The sequence below is a fragment of the Blastocatellia bacterium genome (genome assembly GCA_035275065.1).
In the GTDB taxonomy this organism is placed as follows: Bacteria; Acidobacteriota; Blastocatellia; order UBA7656; family UBA7656; genus DATENM01.
In genome coordinates, this window is the sequence record DATENM010000054.1 from 75,663 (window position 1) to 95,738 (window position 20,076).

Genomic DNA, 20,076 nt, shown 5'->3' on the forward strand with positions numbered 1-20,076 from the left:
GACTCAACAAGGCGAACCATTCACTGATAGGCGATTATAGCCAACCGCGGCGGCGGTGGCAACGAAGCGGGGTCTATTCACAGGGTCTATTCATTCTCGGAAATCAAATGAGAGCCCTAACGGCGGCTTAATAAGTTACAAGCTAGCAGCGATTCCGCTTTGGGCCGTTTCGCCGAAAATGAATAGACCTTAAGCTTTTCATCTGTCTATTTACTTTTATTACATCTCAGTAGTACTCTTTTACGCCTCAACAGTATCTCTTACTGTAATCGACTCAGAAAACAACTTCATTGGAGGAAATATGAGAATCAAATCCTTTGCGAGAATCCGACCCTTCGTCGCGGCCACAATCGTGTGCGCTGCGCTACTGGCCTTGTCCGCTATCCCGCTCCGCAGCAACCCCGTTGTACCGACTGCCGAGGCGGGATGCCGCCGGTTGGTTTATAACGGCTCGCCGGGCAACCGCGCGATCTGGTGGCTGCCGGCGTACAACATGGTCGAGATCACGGTTCAGAACAACTCGTCCGGGCAGATCGTCTTCAACTCGTCGGGCACATGCGGCGCCGACGGCTCGTACTTTCTGAGCCTGTCAGGCGGTTCCGTTGGGGGCGTCGGCCTCAGCGGCCAGGACCCGTACGCCTACTTCACCTCGTCGCCGGGCGCGAGCGTCAGCGTCGGCATCATGTACCTGTACTCGTTCTACAACTTCGACTACACGTGCAGTTGCTTCGTGTACAACAGCCAGGATAAGAGCCCGGAGTGCCTGACATTCACGGTCCCCAATGTCTCGAGCGGTGACCCGATCCTAATCGAAGACTACTCCGAGGACTTTTGCGGCTACTGACGCTGCCGGGCCGCGGTAGCCGCGGCGGCCTGATTCCTCCCCATCCTTTTCCCTTTTGGTGCTCAGGGCGTTCCGCCTTAGAATTTGGTGTAGCAACCTCATTCTATAAGGGAACGCCTCTTCCTTTCAGAGAATGAATAGACCCTGAGCAACGAAACGGTGGGCGGTTGCGCAAAGCGCCGCCACGCCATACAATTTTCATTTACATTGCGGTTCGGGACGGGCCGGGTGTTCGACAGAGATTAGTGAGGAGGATCTTTCCATGAAATTCAGCAAGCCTATCAACCGCGAGGTTGACATTGACGGCCAGAACTTCATCGTCTCTTTCGACGACAACGGCATCGAGTTCCGCTTGAAAGGCAAACGCAAGACGGCGCGCGTCGCCTGGCCGCAGGTCTTAGACAGCGCCCGCGGCGAAGACGGCTCTGACGCCCGCTCAGTGCTCGGACTCGGCGCATCAAGCTCTGCTTCACACTCCCAGCAAAAGCCGGCGCAGACCGCCCAGAACGAAGACGCGCTCGCCAGCACCCTCAATCCGCCGACGCCACAATCACAACCCGACGGCAGCGCCCAGGCCCCCCCTTCGACGGCGGCCTCTTCGTCAGGCTCGTCCTCTCCAGACTCGTCGTCGAGTGGCGACACGGACGAGGGCAACGGCGAGCAAGGCCGCGCCGTCACTGCCAACAACATCGGACAAGAGTCATAGTCTGCGACACGGCGACGCGGAGAGGGAAGAAAACGACGCGGCGACGCGGCGACACGGCGAGGGAACGACATCACTCCCTATCGCCGGGTTTCTCTTCCCCGCGTCGCCGCGTCGCCGTGTCACCGTGTCGCCATTCCGCGTCGCTCTTCCCTCGCTCCTGACGTTGTGATATAAGCCTTGCGCTGTTGGGGGAGTCGCCGCAAACCCATTCAATCACCATCAGCCGCGCGACGCGGACAACTGGCGGAGCTATGACTGCATGAAACTGCCGAAAATTTCGCTCACCTGGAAGATCTTCATTGGCCTGATCCTCGGCATCGCCCTCGGCTATTTCAGCAAAGAGTGGGGCGCTGCCGTGCGACCGCTGTCGCTGCTGTTCTTAAACCTGATCAAATCGATCATCGCGCCGCTGATCTTCTCGACGCTGGTGATCGGCATCGCCGGCACCGGCGACATCAAACAGGTCGGGCGCATCGGCGTCAAATCGCTGCTCTATTTTGAGATCGTCACGACCTTCGCGCTCTTCATCGGCCTGGGCGCTGTCAACCTGACGCGCCCCGGCGAAGGCGTCTCGCTGGCCGGCGTCCACCGCGAGGAGAATAAAGCGGTGCTGGCCGAGCGCGCTCGCAGCTTTGCCCAGGAAGCCAGCGACGCGGCGCAGCGCGCCGGTATCGCCGCCGCCTCGGCACAAGCCAATCCGCAAGCCGCCACGCAAGCGGCGGCCGAAGCGGCGACCGCCGCCCAGCGCGCCGGCGACGCGGCGCAGGCCGCCGCCAGCGGCTTGACTGCGCCCGACCCGCCCGCCAAGCCGCAGAGCTTCGGCGACATCATCTCGCACCTCGCGCCGGCTTCGATCATTCGAGCAATGGCCGACGGTGACGTGCTGCAAATCGTTATCTTCTCGGTGCTGTTCGCGCTGGCGGTGACCAGCATCGGCGAAAAGGCCCAGGCGGTCGTCCACTGGTGCGAATCGCTCGCTGACATCATGTTTCGCTTTACCGAATACGTCATGAAGTTCGCGCCCATCGGCGTCGGCGCGGCCATGGCCAACACCGTCAGTCACAGCGGCATCGAGGTGCTGAAGAATCTCGGTATGCTGGTTGGCACGCTCTATGGCGCACTGGTTGTCTTCCTGCTGCTGGTGCTGCTGCCTGTAGGCTTGATCTTCAAGGTGCCGCTCAGAGACTTCTTCCGCGCCGTCCGCGAGCCGGCGACGATTGCCTTCGCGACCACCTCATCGGAATCGGCCTTGCCGCGCGCGATGGAGAACATGCAGCGGCTCGGCGTGCCGCGCCGCATCGTCGGATTCGTGCTGCCGACCGGTTACAGCTTCAACCTCGACGGCACGACCCTCTACCTGTCGCTGGCTTCGATCTTTGTGGCGCAGGCGGCAGGCGTGCATTTGAGCTGGTGGCAACAGCTCACGATGCTATTGACCCTGATGCTGACTTCGAAAGGCGTGGCCGGGGTGCCGCGCGCGTCGCTGGTCATCCTGCTCGGCACCTTGAACTCGTTCAACCTGCCGGCCGAAGGCGTTATCATCATCCTCGGCGTGGATGAATTGATGGACATGGCGCGCACCGCGGTCAACGTCGTTGGCAACTGCATGGCAACCGTGGTGATTGCGCGTTGGGAAGGCGCGTTCCGCAATCAGGAATGGAAAGCTGAAGAGCGCGAGCTTGAGGCCGTCACCGGCCAGCAGGCTCTGGTTTCGGAGGCTTGATCCGCAGAGACGTTTTCAAAGCATATCAGGCTACAAACACCGCAAGCGCACAAAGGCCGCCACCAGTCCGCCTCTGTGCGCTTCGTGTTTGATCGCCCGTCGGACTACCGGGTTTCGCGCGTGCGGCGGCGGGTCTCGTGCATCCCATTGCCATAGTTGCGCCCGCTCCAGGTGACGCCGGGCATCACCCGTCCCGTGACGCCAACGTAAGTGTCTTTGCTCGGCACCCCATACTTCTCAGTCGCCACCCAAAGCGTGCCTGTGCCATCGTCGATCTCGTAGACGCCCTGCCCGAGTGCCCCATACGAACGCACGACCTTTCCGGCGACGGTCACTTCTTTGTTGTAGTAGCGACCGGGATCGTTTTGAATATCGCCGATGCGTATACGCTCGGGACAGCCGGTCAGTGCCAGCGACAGCAGCGCAATGGAGACGCCCAGCAGCATGCTCGTTTTTCTCATTTGCGTTGTCCTCCGAACCGATGCGAAATGGATTTTGGTAGGGCGAACTGGACGCGAGCCGCACGAACCATAACAGCCGAACGTCCGGCCCTACCATCGGTTTGACTCCCCAAGCGCCGGAAAAGATGCCTGCGAATTGGGTGATAGGCGTCAGGGGTTGGGTGTTGGGGCTTGGACCAACGTTTAAGACGCTGCCACATCTGCGCTCTGCCGCCCGACACCCAGCCCCTGACACTTATCACCTATCCCCCCATCACCCATTGTATAATCGCCGCGTGCTCAACGTCGAAATCGTCGTCATCGGCAACGAATTGCTGCTTGGCATGGTGCAGGACACGAACTCGAATTACCTGTGCCGCATGCTGCGCGGCATGGGCGGGCGCGTGCGCCACGTGGCCATCGTGCGCGACGAAGCGGACGCCATCGCCGACGAAATCCGCGCCGCGCTCGCAAGACGCGCCGACCTGCTCTTCACCTGCGGCGGCCTCGGCCCGACCGACGACGATTTGACGCTTGCGGCCATCGCCCAGGCGCTCGGTCGCCAGGTCGAGATCAACCCCGAGGCGCGCGCCTTTGTCGAGCGGCGTTACGCAGAGCTTGCGGCGCAAGGGGAGGTCAGCAGCGCGGCGATGACCGAGGCGCGGCTGAAGATGGCACGGCTGCCCGCGGGCGCGCGCATCATTAACAATCCCCTCGGCGCGGCGCCGGCGGTCGTCGTCATGGCGGGCGCGGCGCGCACAGTCGCGCTGCCGGGCGTGCCTGCCGAGCTGAAGGCCATCGTCGAAGGCCCGCTGCAACCTTTGCTCAAAGAACTGTTCGGACGCGGCAGCTACCGCGAGCGCGAAGTTCTGGTCGAATGCGGCGACGAATCGCGGCTCGCGCCGGCCTTGCGCGAGGTGGTCGCCGCGCACCCAGAGGTTTATATCAAATCGCGCGCCTCGCACTTCGGGCGCGAAGTCATCTTCCGCATCACGCTCTCGGCCTCTGCCGAAAGCGGCGAAGCTGCCGACCGCATGATCGTCGCCGCCAGCGAAGACCTGTCCCGCGCCTTCGCCGAGGCCGGCATCCGACAGACTGACCGCCAGCCTTAGCCGCTGTTCGGCGCACGGGCGCAAGCGTAACATGGAGCGATGCAGCGGATTGCGATTCAGGTTGAATGTTATGCCGGCAGCCGCGCCGACGAACGCCCGCGCCGCGTGCTGATCGAAGGCCGCCCGCACACCGTGGCGCGCTTGCTGTCATCGTCCATCGAGCAATCGCTTGCCGACACCGCGCCGACGCGCCGCTTTCGCGTCATCACCGAAGACGGTCAGCAGCTCGACCTCATCTGCACCGCCGACGGCGACTGGTTTCTGGAGCGTCAGCGGCGAATCCATTCTTGATTCATTGCCGCCGTGCCGGCACCCATCCCGGCTCGAAGCGCGTGCCCAGCACCAGGCGCACCATCATGCCGTAACTCGCCACGCCGGCTTCGACGCCGCTCGCTTTCAAGAATTGATCGTAAACTTTCCACTGTACCTGGCTGATGGTGGCGTTGCGGTGGCGCGCTTCGCGTTCGGCGATGGCTTTCAAGTCGGCAACGACTTCGGGAGCGAGCGGTGCGGCTTCGCCTTTCGAGTCGTCGGGCAAATAGAGGTAGAGCGCCAGCCACCCGGCATATCGAATCGCGCTTGAGTCTGAATGTAGACAAGCCAACAAGCCGACGAAACTGGCTTCCGACTCGTCGGCAAAGCCTGCCAGGTGGCCCCACTCGTGCGCCAACAGAAACGGCTTCTCAAACGGCAGCACGGAAGATTCCAGCACGACTTCGAGGCCGAAGGGATTGACGAAGCCTTCGATGCCCGCCGCCGCCAGATAGAAATTCATCAGCGTGCGCTTCGGGCGGCCCGCGGCGATGCCGCGCCGGTTGCCAAGCTCGCCGACCGTCTGGTTGAACGCCGCAAGCAAAGGCTCGCGCCATGCGCCCTCGTCCGGCCAGTCTGATCGGCGCGCGCCGGCTTCGGCGTTGAGCTGCTCGATGACCTGGCGGCGCAGCTCTGTGAGCGCCTGCGGCGAAACCCGCGCGCGGTCGAAGTCGAGCTTTGCCGCAAGCGGCGCGCGCTCGTAGTTGAAGCCCCAGAGGATTTGAAAAGTGATGAAAGCCACAGAGGCGAGCGCCAGGGTGTCGAGGGCCAGCCGTCCCGCGGCGCGTCGCCTGCGGCCGCGGCCGGCCCGCCTTAAGCGCACGATCCACCATGCGGGCAAGCCCAGGATGGCGCTGACCAGCAGCAGATCGACAATCGCAAAGGGCACGAGGTTGGCGACTGGCGTAAGCAGAGGTTGTAAGAAGGAATAAAAGCCGTTGCTATAAAATCGCTCGACGAAGCGCGCCGGCAGCGACACCAGCAACAAGGCGAGCGCAAGGGTGATTAAAATGACCTTGATTGCGACAGCGGGCTTGAGGGCGGCGATAATCCTGGGGCGACGCATGACGGAACTGCCGGGCGCTTTCAAGAGCCGGCCAGGGCGCGGTTGACGGCTTCGTCGAGCTTGCGCGCGTGTGACGAGTCATAGCCGATGAGATGCTCGACCAGACGGCCCCGGCGGTCGAAGACCAGGGTTTGCGGGATGGTGTCGTCTTCTTTGCCCAGGTAATCGGTAAACATGTCGTTGGTCGCCATGCCGATGGTGTAGTTGATGCCGAAGTCGCTGACGAAGCGGCGAATGGCTTCCGGCGTCGAGCGCCCGCGATCATCGATGTGCAGGCCGACGACTTCAAGGCCGCGCCCTTGATTCTCTTTTTGCAGGCGAGTGAGCTGCGGCACCTCCTGGCGGCAGGGCGGGCACCAGGTCGCCCAGAAATCCATTACCACCACCTTGCCTTGATAACCCGACAGCTTGATCGCCGTGCCGTCGAGCGTGCGCACATCGTAATCAGGCGGCGCAGGCGGCGACGATACAGGCGTGCCCGGCAAGACAATGCGCGCATCGGTCTTGACCTCCGGGTGGCCGGAAAACAGCACGTAGCCGAATGTCGCGATCATGATTGCGACGACGCCGGTGGCGATGATACGGCCCGCCGTCCAGAAGCTTCCCTGTGATGTCGCCTGCCCTGCCATTGATTCAACTCCAACCTGAGAAGTCTACAAACCTCAGCCGACGGATGGCTATTCTCTGTCTCGCGGCGCGTCGCCGGCTTTGTCGTCTACGTCTTTCAGCGGCAACTCGACGCGATAGTCTTCCGACGCCCAGTTGCCGAGGTCAATGACGCGGCAACGTTCAGAGCAGAACGGGCGGTCGGGATTACCTTTCCAGGTCGTCGGCTCGCCGCAAATCGGACACTTCATCGCTCACGCCTCCCTTCACCATGTTCATCATACAACGAAACGCGCCGCGGGCGCAGCCTGCGCAGAGTGCAAGAAACATGCTCGCCGGATGATATTCCCGCCCCACGAAGAGTTGTTATAATGCTTTTCTTGCGATGAACTCCGGCGAACTCATCATCCAATTCGACGCGGGCACGATTGTGCTTGAGGGCGCAGACGAGAGCGCGTCGCTACCGGCGGTCTTCAAATGGGACGAGCGCGTGCGGCGATGGCGCGCGCCGGCGCTCTGCTACCGCCAGGTGATCACCGAGATGACGCGCCGCCGCTTGCCGCACCGCGACGAGGCGCGCGATTACCTGGAATTCGATTTTCGCTCACGGCTCGACATCGAGCCGCGCCCTTATCAGCGCGAAGCCCTCGACGCATGGCAGCAGGCCGGGCGGCGCGGCGTGGTGGTGCTGCCGACGGGCGCGGGCAAGACCTTTCTGGCGCAGATGGCGATTGAGCTGACCGGGAGGTCGACGCTGGTCATCGTGCCGACGATTGACTTGATGAACCAGTGGTACAACCTGCTGATGTCGAGCTTTCAGGCAGAGATCGGCTTGATCGGCGGCGGCTACTTTGAGAAAGGCGCGATTGTCGTCACCACCTACGCCTCGGCATTTCGTTTCATGGAGCGCATGGGCAATCAGTTCGGCCTGATCATCTTTGATGAATGCCACCACCTGCCGGGCAGCGTCTACCGCTACGCGGCGGAGCTGGCCATCGCGCCGTTTCGCCTGGGGTTGACGGCGACGCCTGAGCGCGAAGACGGCGCAGACCAGCTTCTCGAAGCGTTGATCGGCCCGATTGTCTTCAAGAAGCAGGCGCAGGATTTGGCGGGCGAGTATCTTGCCGATTACGAGATTCTCCGCATCAACGTGCACCTGACCAGTGACGAGCGCGCGGCTTACGAAGGCGAGCGCGCCGTTTTTCGCCAGTTCTTGCAGGACAAACGCATTGACCTGGGCGGCATGCGCGGCTGGCAGTTATTTATTGCCGCGAGCGCCCGCTCCGAAGAAGGCCGCCGCGCCATGAAGGCTTACCGCGAATCGAAGCGCATTGCGCTCGGCACCGACGCCAAGATGCGTGTGCTTGGCGAGCTGCTTGAGCGCCACCGCGCCGAGCGCGTCTTGATCTTCACCGCTGAAAACGAGATGGTCTATCGCATCTCTGAGCGCTTCTTGATCCCGGCCATCACCCACGAAACGCCGATCAAGGAGCGGCGCGAATGGCTCGCGGCATTCAACGCCGGCGACGTGCTGGCGCTCGCCACCTCGAAGGTCCTGAACGAAGGCGTAGACATTCCCGCCGCCGGCATCGCCATTGTGCTGTCGGGCTCCGGCTCGTCGCGCGAGCACATTCAACGGCTGGGCCGCATCCTGCGCAAGCAGCCCGACAAAGAGGCGATCCTTTACGAAGTCGTCGCCCTCGGCACCACCGAAGAGCATATCAGCCGAAGGCGCGGCGCGGCTGAACAATTCCAGGAGCGCAACCGCCGCGCTTCGTCGCCCGACCGCGGTTTGTACGATTGAGTTATGCTGACCTCTGATCTTGCAATGAGCCGCGTCCGCGGCGGGCGTGTCGAACCTTTCGCGATCAACCCCGCGGATAAGAGTTATCTGGAGATGGCCAGCGACCTGATCGCCATCTTCGCCGAGCATGCGGGCGAGCGCCGCGCCGAGCTTGACCGCGAGCTCGATGAATATGTCGGCAACGGCACGGATTACCGCATCCTGCGCGGCTTGATTAAGCTGCTGCTCGACGCCTGCGAGTTCGAAACCGCGAGCCCTGTACTGCCTTCAGAGATTCGCCGCGCGCTATTTTCCAAGGCGCGGCTGCATCACCCGGTCACGGCGAACGAAGCGTTGCGCACACGGCTGATTCAGGAAACCGCCGCCGAGCTGCGTTGCGCGGTCGAAGCGGTCGAGGCGAATCTCTTCGCCGACCTGTTCGAGAATCAGCGGCTCGTGAGCTTCAACGAGATGCGCGCCCGCGAGCTGCTCGACCTCTATAATCTGGCGCAGGCGCAGGCGCTCTTTTATCGCGCCACCGAGATGCGATTGCGCATCGAGCCGCAGATGGCCGCAGGCTTCCGCCGCATCTTCGACGCCATCAAAGCCTATCGCCTGATTCACACCATCACCGGCAGCCCGTCACGCGGTTACGAGGTGCGGCTCGACGGCCCCGTTTCGCTGTTTCATCAGTCGCAGAAGTACGGCATTCAGATGGCCGTCTTCCTGCCGGCGCTGCTCTTGTGCCAGGGCTGGCGCATGCGTGCGGAGATCGTCTTGAAGCAGGGCAAGCGCGTCACCTTCGAGCTAGACAGCCGCACGACCAATCTGCGCTCGCACTATCTCGACGACATCTCTTACAAGCCGGCGATTGAAGAGAAGCTGTTGGCCGGTTGGGCCAAATCTGAAAGCCAGTGGGCGATCCGTCCGGGCAAAGAGGTGATTGACCTGGGAGCCTGCGCCTTCATTCCCGATTTCATCATCACCCATGAGGATGGCCGCGTCTTCTATCTTGAGCTGCTCGGATTTTGGACGCCGCGCCATCTCGACGAGCGCGTCGCGGAATTCGCGCGCGCCGGCTTTTCGCGTTACCTGCTGGCGGTGTCGGAAGAGTTGCGCGGCAGCCGCGACAAGCCTCTAAGCCTGCCGGCGAACGTCATCACTTACAAGAGCGCGCTCGCGCCCGCAGCCATCCGCGCGGCGCTTGAGGCGCTCGGCTAATCCACCGCCGCGCGCGTGCCTGCCAACCATCCCATAAGGTCTACCGGTGTACGAAACAGTGCCGGTCAGTCAATCCGTGCTTTGGCGTAAATGGACAAATAATTAGCTTTTCCGAGTGGTACGGGGCTTGCAAAAACAAATGACGGGTGAGCTTTGATATCTGGTAGAGATCGAACGGGAGGAGTGGAGGTTATGATGAATTTAGTGAAGCGATTTGTGATGACGCCGATGCTTGGCGCGACATTGTTGCTGGGAGCCAGCACCTTTGCCGCCGCGCAGAATCCTGCTAAGGAGCAGCGCAAGCAGGAGCGCCACGAGCGTCAACAACAGGAGCAGCAGGCGCAGCAACAGCGCCAAGCCGATAAGCAACAGCGCCACGCCGACAACCAGGCGCAGCAGCAGCAACAACAGCAGCAGCGCATGGCTGACCGGCAACAGCGCCAGCAGCAACAGGCCGTTCAAGAACAGCAGGCGCAGCAACAGCGCCAAGCCAATAAGCAACAGCGCCACGCAGAGCAACAACAGCAGGTGCAACAACAGCAGCAACAGCAGCGCACCTGGCAACGTGACCAGCAAACGCGCACGGATCAGCGCACGGATCAGCGCACCTGGCAGCGCGATCAGCAGCGCCAGTCGGACGTTTCGCGGCAGCAGCGCCAGTGGTCGCAGGAACAGCAGCGCCAGCAGCAAGCCCGCTTTGACCAGTACCGTCAGAACTGGCAGCAACGCCAACGCATCGCCGAGCAGCGCGAGCGCTATTACCAGCAACAGCGCCGCATGGCGCAGTGGCGCTTCCAGCAGTCGTATGTGGAACGCCTGCGCCGTGACCAGATCCGCTTAGCGAATTCGCGCCCCTACTACTACTATGGCGGACCGAGCTATCGTTACTATCGCGGCGGCACCTACTACACGACGAACGAGTATGGCGTGAACATGCTCCGCCAGGCAGTCAACAACGGCTATGCCGAAGGCGTGCGTGCCGGTCAGGCCGACCGACAGGACGGCTTCCGCTACAGCCCGCAGGATTCGTTCGCGTACGAAGATGCAATGTTTGGCTTTGACGCCTATAACGTTGATCCGGGCGAGTACCAGTACTACTTCCGCCAGGGCTATCAGCGCGGATATGAGGACGGCTACAACGGTCGTTATCAGTATGGTAGCTACTCGAACGGCGTGTTCAGCATCCTGGGCAACATCTTGCAGAACATCTTCAACGCCGAATCCTACTAACTGGACTCGGCATCCGTCCGCATCAGCGCCCCAGCGTTTGACCTTAAAGGATCAAACGCTGGGGCGCTTTTCTTTTCACTTCTTTCGGGCGGCGGCTCCGGCCTGTTTCGCGGTCGCGGGCCTGATGTCGCCCTGCAACTGCGTGGTGAACAGTTTGAAGATGCGCTTGTACTCGTCGGCCCAGCTCGTCGGCTCGACGAAGCCATGATCTTCGACCGGAAAGACCGCCAGCTCCCAGTTCTCTTTGCGCAGCTCGATCAAACGCTGCACCAGGCGCACGGTGTCCTGGAAATGCACGTTGGTGTCGACCATGCCGTGACAGATCAGCAGCGCCCCTCTCAAGCCCTCGGCAAAGTAGATAGGCGATGACTGTCTGTAGGCTTCGGCGTCCGCCTGCGGCGTGTTCAAAATATTCGCCGTGTAAGGGTGGTTGTAGTGCGCCCAGTCGGTGACGGGCCGCAGCGCCGCGCCCGCCGCAAAAACATCGGGCTGCGTGAACATCGCCATCAGCGTGATGAATCCGCCATAGCTGCCGCCGTAGATGCCGATGCGCCGGCTGTCAACGCCTTGCTCGCTTACCAACCAGCGCGCCGCATCAACATGATCGTCCAGGTCCGCGCCGCCCATGTGACGATAGATTCCCGTGCGCCAGTCGCGCCCATAACCGGCAGAGCCGCGATAGTCGACGTCAAGCACCGTGAAGCCATGCTCCATCAACAGGTGATGGAACATGTATTCGCGATAATAGCTCGACCACCAGCGATGCACGTTCTGCAAGTAGCCTGCGCCATGCACGAAGATAACCGCCGCGCCGCCGCGCTTAAAGGTCGGCGGCTTGTAGAGTCTTGCATACAGCGTCGCGCCGTCGCGCGCCTTGAAGGTGACAATCGGCGGGTCAGCCCAGTTGTATGACCAGAATTCCGGCGCCGGCGAACTGGTGACTTTCATCGCCTTTGCGCCGGCGCGGTTTTCTTGCAGGTAAACCTCAGGCGGCTTGTTGCTGTACGAGTAAACGAGCGCCAGCGTTTTCTCGTCGGGCGAGATGAATGATTGATTGCTGCCGGGCATCGAGGTGAGCTTGACGCGCTCGCCGCCGTCCACGTTCATGGCGTAGAGGTGACGCTCGCCGGGGTGGACTTCGCTGGTCGTTAGGTAGAACTTCGACTTGTCTTCGGAGAGCTGTACGCCTGTGACTTCCCATTTGCCCGAGGTCATCTGCCGGGCGTCGCCGCCATCGTAGGCGACTGTATAAAGGTGCGCGTAGCCGTCGCGCTCGGATTGAAAATAGAGGTGCTGGTTGTCGCCGAGCCAGCCGAGCGTGAAGGCGCCCGGCCCATCAATCCATGCCGCATCATGCTCGCTGGCGATCACGCGGGTGCGGCCCGTCGCCGGATCGAGCGCCAGCACCCAGCGGTCTTTGTTGTCAGCGGCGCGCGCCATCAAAACGGCGCGGTTGCCGTCTTCGGACCAGATCGGCTGTTGCAACTGCACATCGCGGTCGCTGGCTTGCCGTGCTGCGTCGCCCGCCGTTCGCCGCGCCGGCTCGGCCGCCTGCCCCGTCTGAGCGTCGCGCTGAGCAGCTTGCCCTTCTGTAGCCTGCTTTACACTCTGCTCACCCTCGCGGCGCTCGGCCTGCGCCCCCTGTTGCTCGGTGCGCGTTTCGGTGCGCGGCGCGAGCCGCTGCCCGTGGTCCACCCATTTGACTTCGCCGCTTTCGAGATTGAGCACCGCCAGCCGCAGCCGCGATTGCGCGTCGCCGACTTTCGTGCGCGAGGGGATGTCTTCGGTGTAGGCCGACTCCGTGACATAGTTCGGCACGACGGTGTTCTTGGCGCCATCGGCGGCTTCGACAATCGAAGCGATGACGTACTTTTCGTCGGGCGAAAGCTGAAGGCCGGCGACCGATTGGCGCGGCGCGAGATTGAATGGCTTGAGGCGCTCTTCTTTCTTGCGCCGGGCTTCGTCGGCCTCGCGTTTCTCGGCGCGGCGCTTGACGACGTCGAGCAACTCGCGCTCGTCTTTCTTCAAGACCTCCTGGCTTTCGGTGCCGCGTTGCGCCGCTGCCGCCTGCTGCTGGCGGCCACCGCCCTGACCGCCGAACTGGCTCCCGGAGCCGATTTGCGGGCCAGGCGCGCCCTGGCCGGCGGGCCGTATGTCGGTCATCTGTGCGAGCAAGCCGGCGTCGAGCGCCATCACGAAGAGGTTGCCGCCGCGCGCGAAGGTGACGCGCTTGCCATCGCGCGTGAAGTGCGGGCTGGTTTCCGCTTCGGTCGTCGCCGTAAGCTGGCGGCGCTGCCCCGTGCTGTTGTCGTAGAGGAAAAGGTCGCCGCTTTCGGCAAACACGGTCAGCTTTTTGTCGCGCGAGCGCTCGCCGCCCGCTGGCGGCGCGTTTTTGGCCTCTTCCTGGGTGAGCTTGCGCAGCGCCGCGCCATCGCGGTTGACCACGTAGGTATCCAGGTCTTTCTCGCGCGGCTCGCCGTATTGCTTCCACTGAAAGTAGAGCCGCTGGCCATCCGCCGACCAGCGCAGGTTCGCCGGCTCGTAGCCGACCAGCGCCGGCCCGCTCATGATGTTGTCAATCGTCAGGTCAAATTGCTTAGCGCCCGCCGCACCGGCCTGGGCGTTTTGCCGGGCGAAAGCCGGCGTGATCTGACTTACAATCAACAGCGCGCTCACCACGAGCGCAGCCTTCCGATGGCACAGCTTGGCCAGGCTGTTCATAGACGCTCCCTCATTCCACTGAGTTGACTATTAGTTGGTTTGCTAACGAGTTCAACGAACCCGCCCCATTAGCTTCTTGATGTATGGCGTCAGCACCGCCAGCACCGCCGCCGCGCCAATTGTTGTCATCGCAACGATGCCGAATAACCGCACCAGCGCGTCGGCCTTCGTCTCAAAATGACCGGCGACCCAGCCGCCGACCAGATTGCCGATTGAGATAGACAGGAACCATAAGCCCATCATCAACCCCACCAGGCGCGGCGGCGCGATTTTAGTGACCGTGCTCATGCCGACAGGGCTCAGGCTGAGCTCGCCAATCGTGTGCAGCAGGTAAACGAAGATCAGCCACATGGGGCTGACCGGGCCGCTGCCTGTGAGCGAAGACGCATAAGCCAGGACAAGGAAGCCCAAACCGACGAACAGCAACCCATTTGCGAACTTGGCCGGGCTTGATGGATTGCGGTCTTTCAAGCGCAACCATATCCAGGAAAAGACCGGCGCCAGCAAGATCAGAAAAATCGAGTTGACCGATTGCATCCAGCTTGAAGGATACGTGAATCCGAAGATCGTCTTTCGGGTCAATTCGTCGGCGAAGAGATTCAAGCTCGAGCCGGCCTGCTCGAAGGCCATCCAGAAGACTGTCGAAAAGATGAACAGCACCCAGATCACCAACAGCCGCTTGGCCTCATCTATGGCGCGCGCTTTTTCGCCGCTCGCCATGACGCCGTGAAGGTAGCGCGTTTCGATGCTTATCAACACCAGCACGGCGGGGATCACAAACTGCACGTAGACGCCGGTGATGTCATCCGCGTCACTCGACAGAAAACGGCTCAGCGAAATGATGGCCAAAACCAACATGACCAGCGCGCCTGCCCACAACAGCCAGGTCATCCCTTTTAACACTGCCGCCGCGCTGCTCCCCGCGCCAGCCGTCGCACCGCCGCTGTGCACGGCGGCCTCCGTCTGAGGCTCCGCCGTGAGGGCGACTTGCCCCTTGCGGGGCCGGTTGCCGACTTGAGCCAGGCGCTTGCGCGCGGCAAGATATTGAATCAGCCCAAACGTCATGCCGATGCCAGCCATAGCAAATCCCCAGTGCCAGCTCCCTTCGGGATGAAATCCCATTCGCCCAAGGAATCCTTTGAACCAGTCGCTCTGCGCCAGAAAGCCGCAAACAATCGGCGCGAGGAATGCGCCCAGGTTGATGCCCATGTAGAAGATCGAAAACCCGGCATCGCGGCGCGGGTCGTCTTTGCTGTAGAGGCTGCCGACCATCGTGCTGATGTTCGGCTTCAACAGGCCGGTGCCGAAAACGATCAGGATCAGGCCGGCATAAAATGTCGATAGCGACGAAAAGACCATCGAGAAATGGCCGCAGGCGATCAGGATGCCGCCGATCAGCACGGACAATCGCGCGCCGAGCAGATTATCGGCGACCCAGCCGCCGGGCAGCGACATCAGGTAGACCGATGCCGTGTAGGCGCCATAGATGGCTGCCGCCTTGGGTATGGCAAAGCCCAGGCCCCCCTCGGCTACCGGAGTTTTCATGAACAGCAGCAGCAGACCGCGCATGCCATAATAGCTAAAACGCTCCCACATCTCTGTGAAGAAGAGCGTCGAGAGTCCCGCCGGCTGGCCGCCGAGCCCGGATGTATCTAACGCCGAATCGGCGGCCTCGTCGGGCGTGAAGGTGTTAGTTGCCATATTAGATTGTCCTTATGTTGATTGCGATCAAGGCGCGAACGGCGCGCCGTTCGCCCGCGGCATTCCCCTTCTGCCGCTGAATCGTTTGTCCTATCCGCCACGGATCAGACGCCGGGCATCGCCTTCTTGAGCGGGCGCAGCAAGACAAGCAGGACGACGGCCATCACCAGCGCCAACCCGCTCAAGACGATCCAGAAGGTTGAGTGCGGCCACTTCGTCCAGAAGACGGCGATCTGCGTCAGCTTGTTGCCCATCGCCGTCGCAAAGAACCAGCCGCCCATCATAAAGCCGCGCAACCGCGTCGGCGCGACTTTTGACACCAGCGACAAGCCCATCGGCGAGAGCATCAACTCACCAAGCGTCAGCACGCCATAAGCGCCGACCAGCCAGGCGGGCGAGACTTTGTAAGCGTAGATATTGCTGCCGGTCACCGTCGCCTCGCCCGACTTTGCCGCCAGGAAGAAGATGAAGAACGCCAGCGCCGTCATCGCCATGCCGAAGGCCATCTTGGTCGGCGTTGATGGCTCCTTGCCTTTCTTGTCGAGCCAGCGCCAGAAGGTGATCAGCGGCACCGTTAGCAAGATGACCCAGCCGGGGTTGATGGCGTTCGAGATGATGCCGCGCACATTCCAGGCGGTGTTCTCGTCCGCCCAGAAGGTGATCGTCGTGCCATTCTGATGAAAGACCATCCAGAAGACGATAACGACCAGGAAGACGACAACGAGTGCGCCGATACGCTTCCATTCGGGCACCGCATCCATCGCGCTCTGGCGGCTGATGCCCGCGGGCGGCGCGTCGGCGGTGGTCGCCGCCGCGTCGGCCATCTCGCGCGGGCCGGTTAACGCCTTCTTCTTCTCCTCGACGTAATGCTTAAAGCGCCAGAGGATCGCCAGCGACAAGACCATGCCGAGGGCGGCGACGGTGAAGCCCGGGCGGAAGCCGAATTTGGCCTGCACGATGGTGGCCGAGATGGGCGCGAGAAAAGCGCCGATATTGATCCCCATGTAGAAGAGGTTGTAGGCGCGGTCTTTCAGGCGGCTGCCGTCGGGGTAGAGGTTGCCGACCATCGTCGACACGTTCGGCTTGAACAGGCCATTGCCGATGACCAGGAAGGTGAGCGCCGTGTAGAGCACCGGCAGCGAATGGACATAAAGCATCAAGTAGCCGGCCATAAAAAAGACCGCGCCGATCATCACGGCGCGGCGGTAGCCGAGATACTTGTCCGCCAGCCAGCCGCCGAGGAGCGGGCTGGCGTAGACAAACATCTGATAGTTGGCGTACAGCGTTGACGCCTCTGCCGCCGACCAGCCGAAGCCTTCTTTCTCGTCGCGCAGGTAAAGGGTGAACATCGCCACCATGGTGTAGAAGCCGAAGCGCTCCCACATCTCTGTGGCGAACAATACATAAAGCCCGGGCGGATGTTTATCCAGGTCGCCAGTCACCGGGTTGATGACATCCGGCGTGTGCGTGCGTGTCGCCATAGGTCTCGGCTCCTTGACTTGAAGTGGGTCAGCGGGATTGCGCGCCTACCGCCTCCGCTTGATCGTGGTAGATCAATCCCGCAACACCCGGGGCGAGAGAGGCTGATGGGCAATTCGGAAACTTGATTCTAACCGAGCCGCAAACCGAGCGGCAAACGCATTCAGATGGTGACCAGGGACGAGAAAGAGGAAGTCATGAGTCAGGAGTCAGGAGTCAGAATAAAAGCGGCGGCGCGCGAAGTGTACTCACGGCCGCCGACTTCCTTATTCATTCTGACTCCTGACTCCTGACTTCTCTCGGCATCACTTGTCGCTTGTTACGCTCTGCGTTGCCGGCTACACTGGGCGCGAGCGTGGGCCAATCGAATTCAGTGAAGATGGATGAGCCAATGTTTGAGTGGGATTCAGGCGGTAAGCGGTACGTCATTCGCGAAGTCAGGAGCGAAGCCGAGTATCACGCCATCGAAGAGTTGCAGCGCGAGGCATGGCAGTTCAGCGATCTCGACATCATGCCGGCGGCAACCATGATGGCCACAGCGCATGCGGGCGGCTGCGTTCTCGGAGCTTTTGACGGCGACCGGATGATCGGCTTTGCGTATGGCTTCCCGGCGCTCGAAGGCGGCCGCGCCTCGATCCATTCGCATATGCTGGCGGTCAAGCCCGAATGCCGCAACGCCCAGGCGGGCTTTTACCTCAAGCTGGCGCAACGCGACTTCGCGATGGGCCACAACCTCGACGAAATCACCTGGACGTATGACCCGCTACAAAGCCTGAACGCCCACCTGAATTTCGGCAAGCTCGGCGTCATCTCGGAACGGTATCTGGTCAATTTTTATGGCGAAGCGACTTCGAGCCCGCTGCATCAGGGGTTCGGCACAGACCGGCTGTGGGTGCGCTGGCTGCTTGCCAGCCATCACGTCAAGACGCGCATCCGCCGCGACCAGGCGAGCGCCCGCCCCGCTAAGCTTATCGCTGATCTTGAAGAGGCGGCGCGCATGGCGCTCGTCATCAACACGGCGGGGGAGCCGCAGCTAGAAGATTTTGCGGCGCGGCTGGCCGGCGATTCGTGCATGATCGAGATTCCGCACGATATCACGGCGCTGAAAGAACGCCAGCCGCAGGCCGCTACTCGCTGGCGCGAGGCGACCCGCGCGGCGTTTCTTGCGGCCCTTGAAGCCGGGTTTGTGGTTGAAGATTTTTTGCGCGCGGACGGCGAAGGCGATCCGCGCTGGTTCTATCTGCTGGGACGCTAAGGCGGGGCGCGCTTACTGCGTCACCCCGACCTTGACCTGCTTGGCCTGCTCAAGATTCTGGCGGGCGTAATCCGAGATGTAATTCCGCATACCGAATTCCGTCCAGCTCATGCCGTACTGCCGGGCCTCGGCAATGGCGCGCTCGTCCGTCCAGCCCTCTTTCGCGATGCGATAACAGGCAATGATCGTTCCGGTTCGATCAGAGCCGCGTTTGCAGTGAATAAAGACCGGCCAGTTCTGTTGATCGTCTATGAGCGCCATCACCTTCTTGACCTGCGCGTCAGTCGGGCGGCTCAACCCCGGCATCGACACGGCGTAGTAGCGCAGGCCGAGCGCCTTGGCTTCGGCCTCTTCGGCGTGTGAGAGCTCGTCTTCGCCGCGCAGGTTGATGATGGTTTTGACGCCGATCTCAGCGAGCTTCTTCACGCCGCCGGTCGCGGGCTGGCCGCCGCGATAAAGGTGGTCTTGCACCTTGCGGAAGTTCGGCAGCTCTTTGTAACGCACCTCACTCTGAGCGGCGCTGACCGAGACCAGGAGCGCCAGCACAAGCAGACTGGAGCTCAGGCGATTGAATCGTTGCTTCATAACTGATGACCCTCTTCAGAGTGGCTGGTTACTTGTTGGTGCCGGCATCAACGACGATGCTCTTCTGCGACTTCTGCGCGTAATCGTAGACGTAATCCTTGAGCGTGCCGTGACCGAAGCCGCTTTCGAAATCGTACTGCTTCATCTCGGCATAGGCGCGGTCGGCCGTCCACTTGTCGTGGGTGAGACGATAGATCGCCGTCATTGCGCCGGTGCGGTGGCGGCCGCCGTGGCAATGGAAAAAGACCGGCTGGTTGGCGGGATCATTGACCAGCTTCAAGAACAGCTCGGCCTTTTCCGCCGACGGCCATGATTTGTCGCTCATCGGGATGCGGTAGAACTTCATCCCCGCGTCCTCGACCTCTTGCTCTTCGCCGCCTTCGCCATCCTGCTGAAGATCGATGACGGTCTTGACGCCGAGCGCCGCCAGATCGGCGTAATCACGACGACTTGGCTGCGCGCCGCGATAGAGGTGCTTATCCACCTGGCCGAAATTCTTGATGCGAACGTTTGCCGAGCGGCTGTCCGAGCCGGTTTGCGCAACCGCGAGGACGGCCAGAGCAATAACCAGCGCCGGGACCACAGACACGGCGCGAGAGAGTTTTCGATTGACACGCATACGACAGTCTCCTTAGAAAAACCTGACCCAATAGTTCGTGTTTTGTTGGGGTGCGTTAATTATGATGCGCCAAGTGCTGAATCGTTGTAAAGCGTATTCTTACGATTTTCTTGCGCCGCCATCTTGTGATTTTATTGCGCCGGCGGAGGGCTCAACTCTCACCCTGCTCGAAGATGCGCCCCCCTGTATGGTTGTCTCCGCTGTTGACACGTATCAGAACACCGCCGCCCGCTTCGGCGCTTTACAGGGCTGGCGCAGCGCATCTTTATGGCACTGATGTTGCCTGAATAAGAGCAGAGATTGAGGGAGGAATATATGAACCGGAAAGGCGTATTGTCTATTATTCTCGCGGCGGGCCTGATGTTGATGAGCCTCGCGCCGGACGCTCTGGCCGGGTCGCACCGCCATCATCACAAGCGGCATCATCACCATTCGGCGGCAAAAAAGATCGCTTCGATTGGCGCTCCCATAGCCATCGGCATGGCATTCGGGCCAGCCGGCAGCGTCGGCTATCAGGTGGTCAAACACCGCCGAGCCATCAAGCATCACCTGATCCATCATTGAGCGCACAGCCGTGGGAAAAGCGCGCCGGCACGATCAAAGCTGGCGGCGGCTTGTTGACAACCGCGGGGCGAAGCTTTAGAAACATCCATGCTATTGGTTGAATCCATCT

At 61.6% G+C, this 20,076-nt stretch carries 20 protein-coding genes; 11 read left to right on the forward strand and 9 right to left on the reverse strand.

The features are described from left to right. Positions 1-301: 301 nt before the first annotated feature. From VJ464_11725 to VJ464_11735, 3 genes are all read left to right on the forward strand, one after another. Positions 302-844 carry a hypothetical protein gene (locus VJ464_11725; protein ID HKQ05794.1) on the forward strand — a complete coding sequence of 181 codons (543 nt, stop codon included), beginning with the start codon at positions 302-304 and terminating at the stop codon, positions 842-844. Positions 845-1,106: 262 nt separating this feature from the next. Then, positions 1,107-1,550: a hypothetical protein gene (locus tag VJ464_11730; GenBank protein ID HKQ05795.1), complete on the forward strand. Its 444-nt coding sequence runs from the start codon at positions 1,107-1,109 to the stop codon at positions 1,548-1,550. 259 nt (positions 1,551-1,809) lie between these two features. Continuing rightward, positions 1,810-3,273 (forward strand): cation:dicarboxylase symporter family transporter, encoded by a 1,464-nt coding sequence (locus VJ464_11735; protein HKQ05796.1) that lies wholly within the window; start codon positions 1,810-1,812, stop codon positions 3,271-3,273. 104 nt (positions 3,274-3,377) lie between these two features. Here the strand turns inward: VJ464_11735 and VJ464_11740 are convergent, their stop codons facing one another. After that, the gene (locus VJ464_11740; protein HKQ05797.1) at positions 3,378-3,734 is read right to left on the reverse strand and encodes a hypothetical protein; all 357 of its coding nucleotides are present in this window, start codon (positions 3,732-3,734) and stop codon (positions 3,378-3,380) included. A 275-nt stretch (positions 3,735-4,009) separates the two neighbouring features. Here VJ464_11740 and VJ464_11745 point away from each other — a divergent pair, with 275 nt between their 5' ends. Both VJ464_11745 and VJ464_11750 read left to right on the forward strand, forming a co-directional pair. Next, positions 4,010-4,825 carry a molybdopterin-binding protein gene (locus tag VJ464_11745; GenBank protein ID HKQ05798.1) on the forward strand — a complete coding sequence of 272 codons (816 nt, stop codon included), beginning with the start codon at positions 4,010-4,012 and terminating at the stop codon, positions 4,823-4,825. A gap of 39 nt (positions 4,826-4,864) precedes the next feature. Continuing rightward, the gene (locus tag VJ464_11750) at positions 4,865-5,116 is read left to right on the forward strand and encodes a hypothetical protein (protein HKQ05799.1); all 252 of its coding nucleotides are present in this window, start codon (positions 4,865-4,867) and stop codon (positions 5,114-5,116) included. Between the two features lies 1 nt (position 5,117). Here VJ464_11750 and VJ464_11755 read toward each other — a convergent pair whose 3' ends face one another. The 3 genes from VJ464_11755 to VJ464_11765 are packed head-to-tail and all read right to left on the reverse strand — an operon-like array spanning position 5,118 to position 7,060. Next, positions 5,118-6,203 (reverse strand): DUF3810 family protein, encoded by a 1,086-nt coding sequence (locus tag VJ464_11755; GenBank protein ID HKQ05800.1) that lies wholly within the window; start codon positions 6,201-6,203, stop codon positions 5,118-5,120. Between the two features lie 20 nt (positions 6,204-6,223). Next, complete coding sequence (locus VJ464_11760) at positions 6,224-6,832, reverse strand: TlpA disulfide reductase family protein (GenBank protein HKQ05801.1); 609 nt, start codon at positions 6,830-6,832, stop codon at positions 6,224-6,226. Positions 6,833-6,880: 48 nt separating this feature from the next. Further along, positions 6,881-7,060 carry a DNA gyrase inhibitor YacG gene (locus tag VJ464_11765; protein ID HKQ05802.1) on the reverse strand — a complete coding sequence of 60 codons (180 nt, stop codon included), beginning with the start codon at positions 7,058-7,060 and terminating at the stop codon, positions 6,881-6,883. A gap of 134 nt (positions 7,061-7,194) precedes the next feature. Here VJ464_11765 and VJ464_11770 point away from each other — a divergent pair, with 134 nt between their 5' ends. The 3 genes from VJ464_11770 (at position 7,195) to VJ464_11780 (ending at position 11,043) form a co-directional block, all read left to right on the forward strand. Beyond that, on the forward strand, positions 7,195-8,613 hold the full coding sequence (locus VJ464_11770) for a DEAD/DEAH box helicase family protein (protein HKQ05803.1): 1,419 nt from the start codon (positions 7,195-7,197) through the stop codon (positions 8,611-8,613). Between the two features lie 3 nt (positions 8,614-8,616). Beyond that, a complete protein-coding gene (locus VJ464_11775; protein ID HKQ05804.1) occupies positions 8,617-9,813 on the forward strand; it encodes a DUF790 family protein in 1,197 nt (398 codons plus the stop codon). 192 nt (positions 9,814-10,005) lie between these two features. Further along, a complete protein-coding gene (locus tag VJ464_11780) occupies positions 10,006-11,043 on the forward strand; it encodes a hypothetical protein (GenBank protein ID HKQ05805.1) in 1,038 nt (345 codons plus the stop codon). Between the two features lie 75 nt (positions 11,044-11,118). Here VJ464_11780 and VJ464_11785 read toward each other — a convergent pair whose 3' ends face one another. The 3 genes from VJ464_11785 to VJ464_11795 form a co-directional block, all read right to left on the reverse strand. Continuing rightward, complete coding sequence (locus VJ464_11785) at positions 11,119-13,764, reverse strand: prolyl oligopeptidase family serine peptidase (protein HKQ05806.1); 2,646 nt, start codon at positions 13,762-13,764, stop codon at positions 11,119-11,121. A gap of 51 nt (positions 13,765-13,815) precedes the next feature. Continuing rightward, a complete protein-coding gene (locus VJ464_11790) occupies positions 13,816-15,465 on the reverse strand; it encodes a peptide MFS transporter (protein HKQ05807.1) in 1,650 nt (549 codons plus the stop codon). 104 nt (positions 15,466-15,569) lie between these two features. After that, the gene (locus tag VJ464_11795; GenBank protein HKQ05808.1) at positions 15,570-16,946 is read right to left on the reverse strand and encodes a peptide MFS transporter; all 1,377 of its coding nucleotides are present in this window, start codon (positions 16,944-16,946) and stop codon (positions 15,570-15,572) included. Positions 16,947-17,335: 389 nt separating this feature from the next. Between VJ464_11795 and VJ464_11800 the strand changes: the two genes are divergently transcribed. Further along, positions 17,336-18,199, forward strand: coding sequence for a GNAT family N-acetyltransferase (locus VJ464_11800; GenBank protein ID HKQ05809.1), 864 nt, complete (start codon positions 17,336-17,338; stop codon positions 18,197-18,199). A gap of 12 nt (positions 18,200-18,211) precedes the next feature. On the opposite strand, the gene VJ464_11805 is transcribed toward VJ464_11800, so the two are convergent. Together VJ464_11805 and VJ464_11810 are read right to left on the reverse strand one after the other, a co-directional pair. After that, positions 18,212-18,784, reverse strand: coding sequence for a tyrosine-protein phosphatase (locus VJ464_11805; GenBank protein ID HKQ05810.1), 573 nt, complete (start codon positions 18,782-18,784; stop codon positions 18,212-18,214). Between the two features lie 28 nt (positions 18,785-18,812). Next, positions 18,813-19,403 (reverse strand): tyrosine-protein phosphatase, encoded by a 591-nt coding sequence (locus VJ464_11810; protein ID HKQ05811.1) that lies wholly within the window; start codon positions 19,401-19,403, stop codon positions 18,813-18,815. A 61-nt stretch (positions 19,404-19,464) separates the two neighbouring features. Between VJ464_11810 and VJ464_11815 the strand changes: the two genes are divergently transcribed. Next, positions 19,465-19,680, forward strand: a complete 216-nt coding sequence (locus VJ464_11815) for a hypothetical protein (GenBank protein ID HKQ05812.1) — start codon at positions 19,465-19,467, stop codon at positions 19,678-19,680. A 38-nt stretch (positions 19,681-19,718) separates the two neighbouring features. Then, positions 19,719-19,967, forward strand: a complete 249-nt coding sequence (locus VJ464_11820) for a hypothetical protein (protein ID HKQ05813.1) — start codon at positions 19,719-19,721, stop codon at positions 19,965-19,967. The last annotated feature ends 109 nt before the right edge of the window (positions 19,968-20,076 follow it).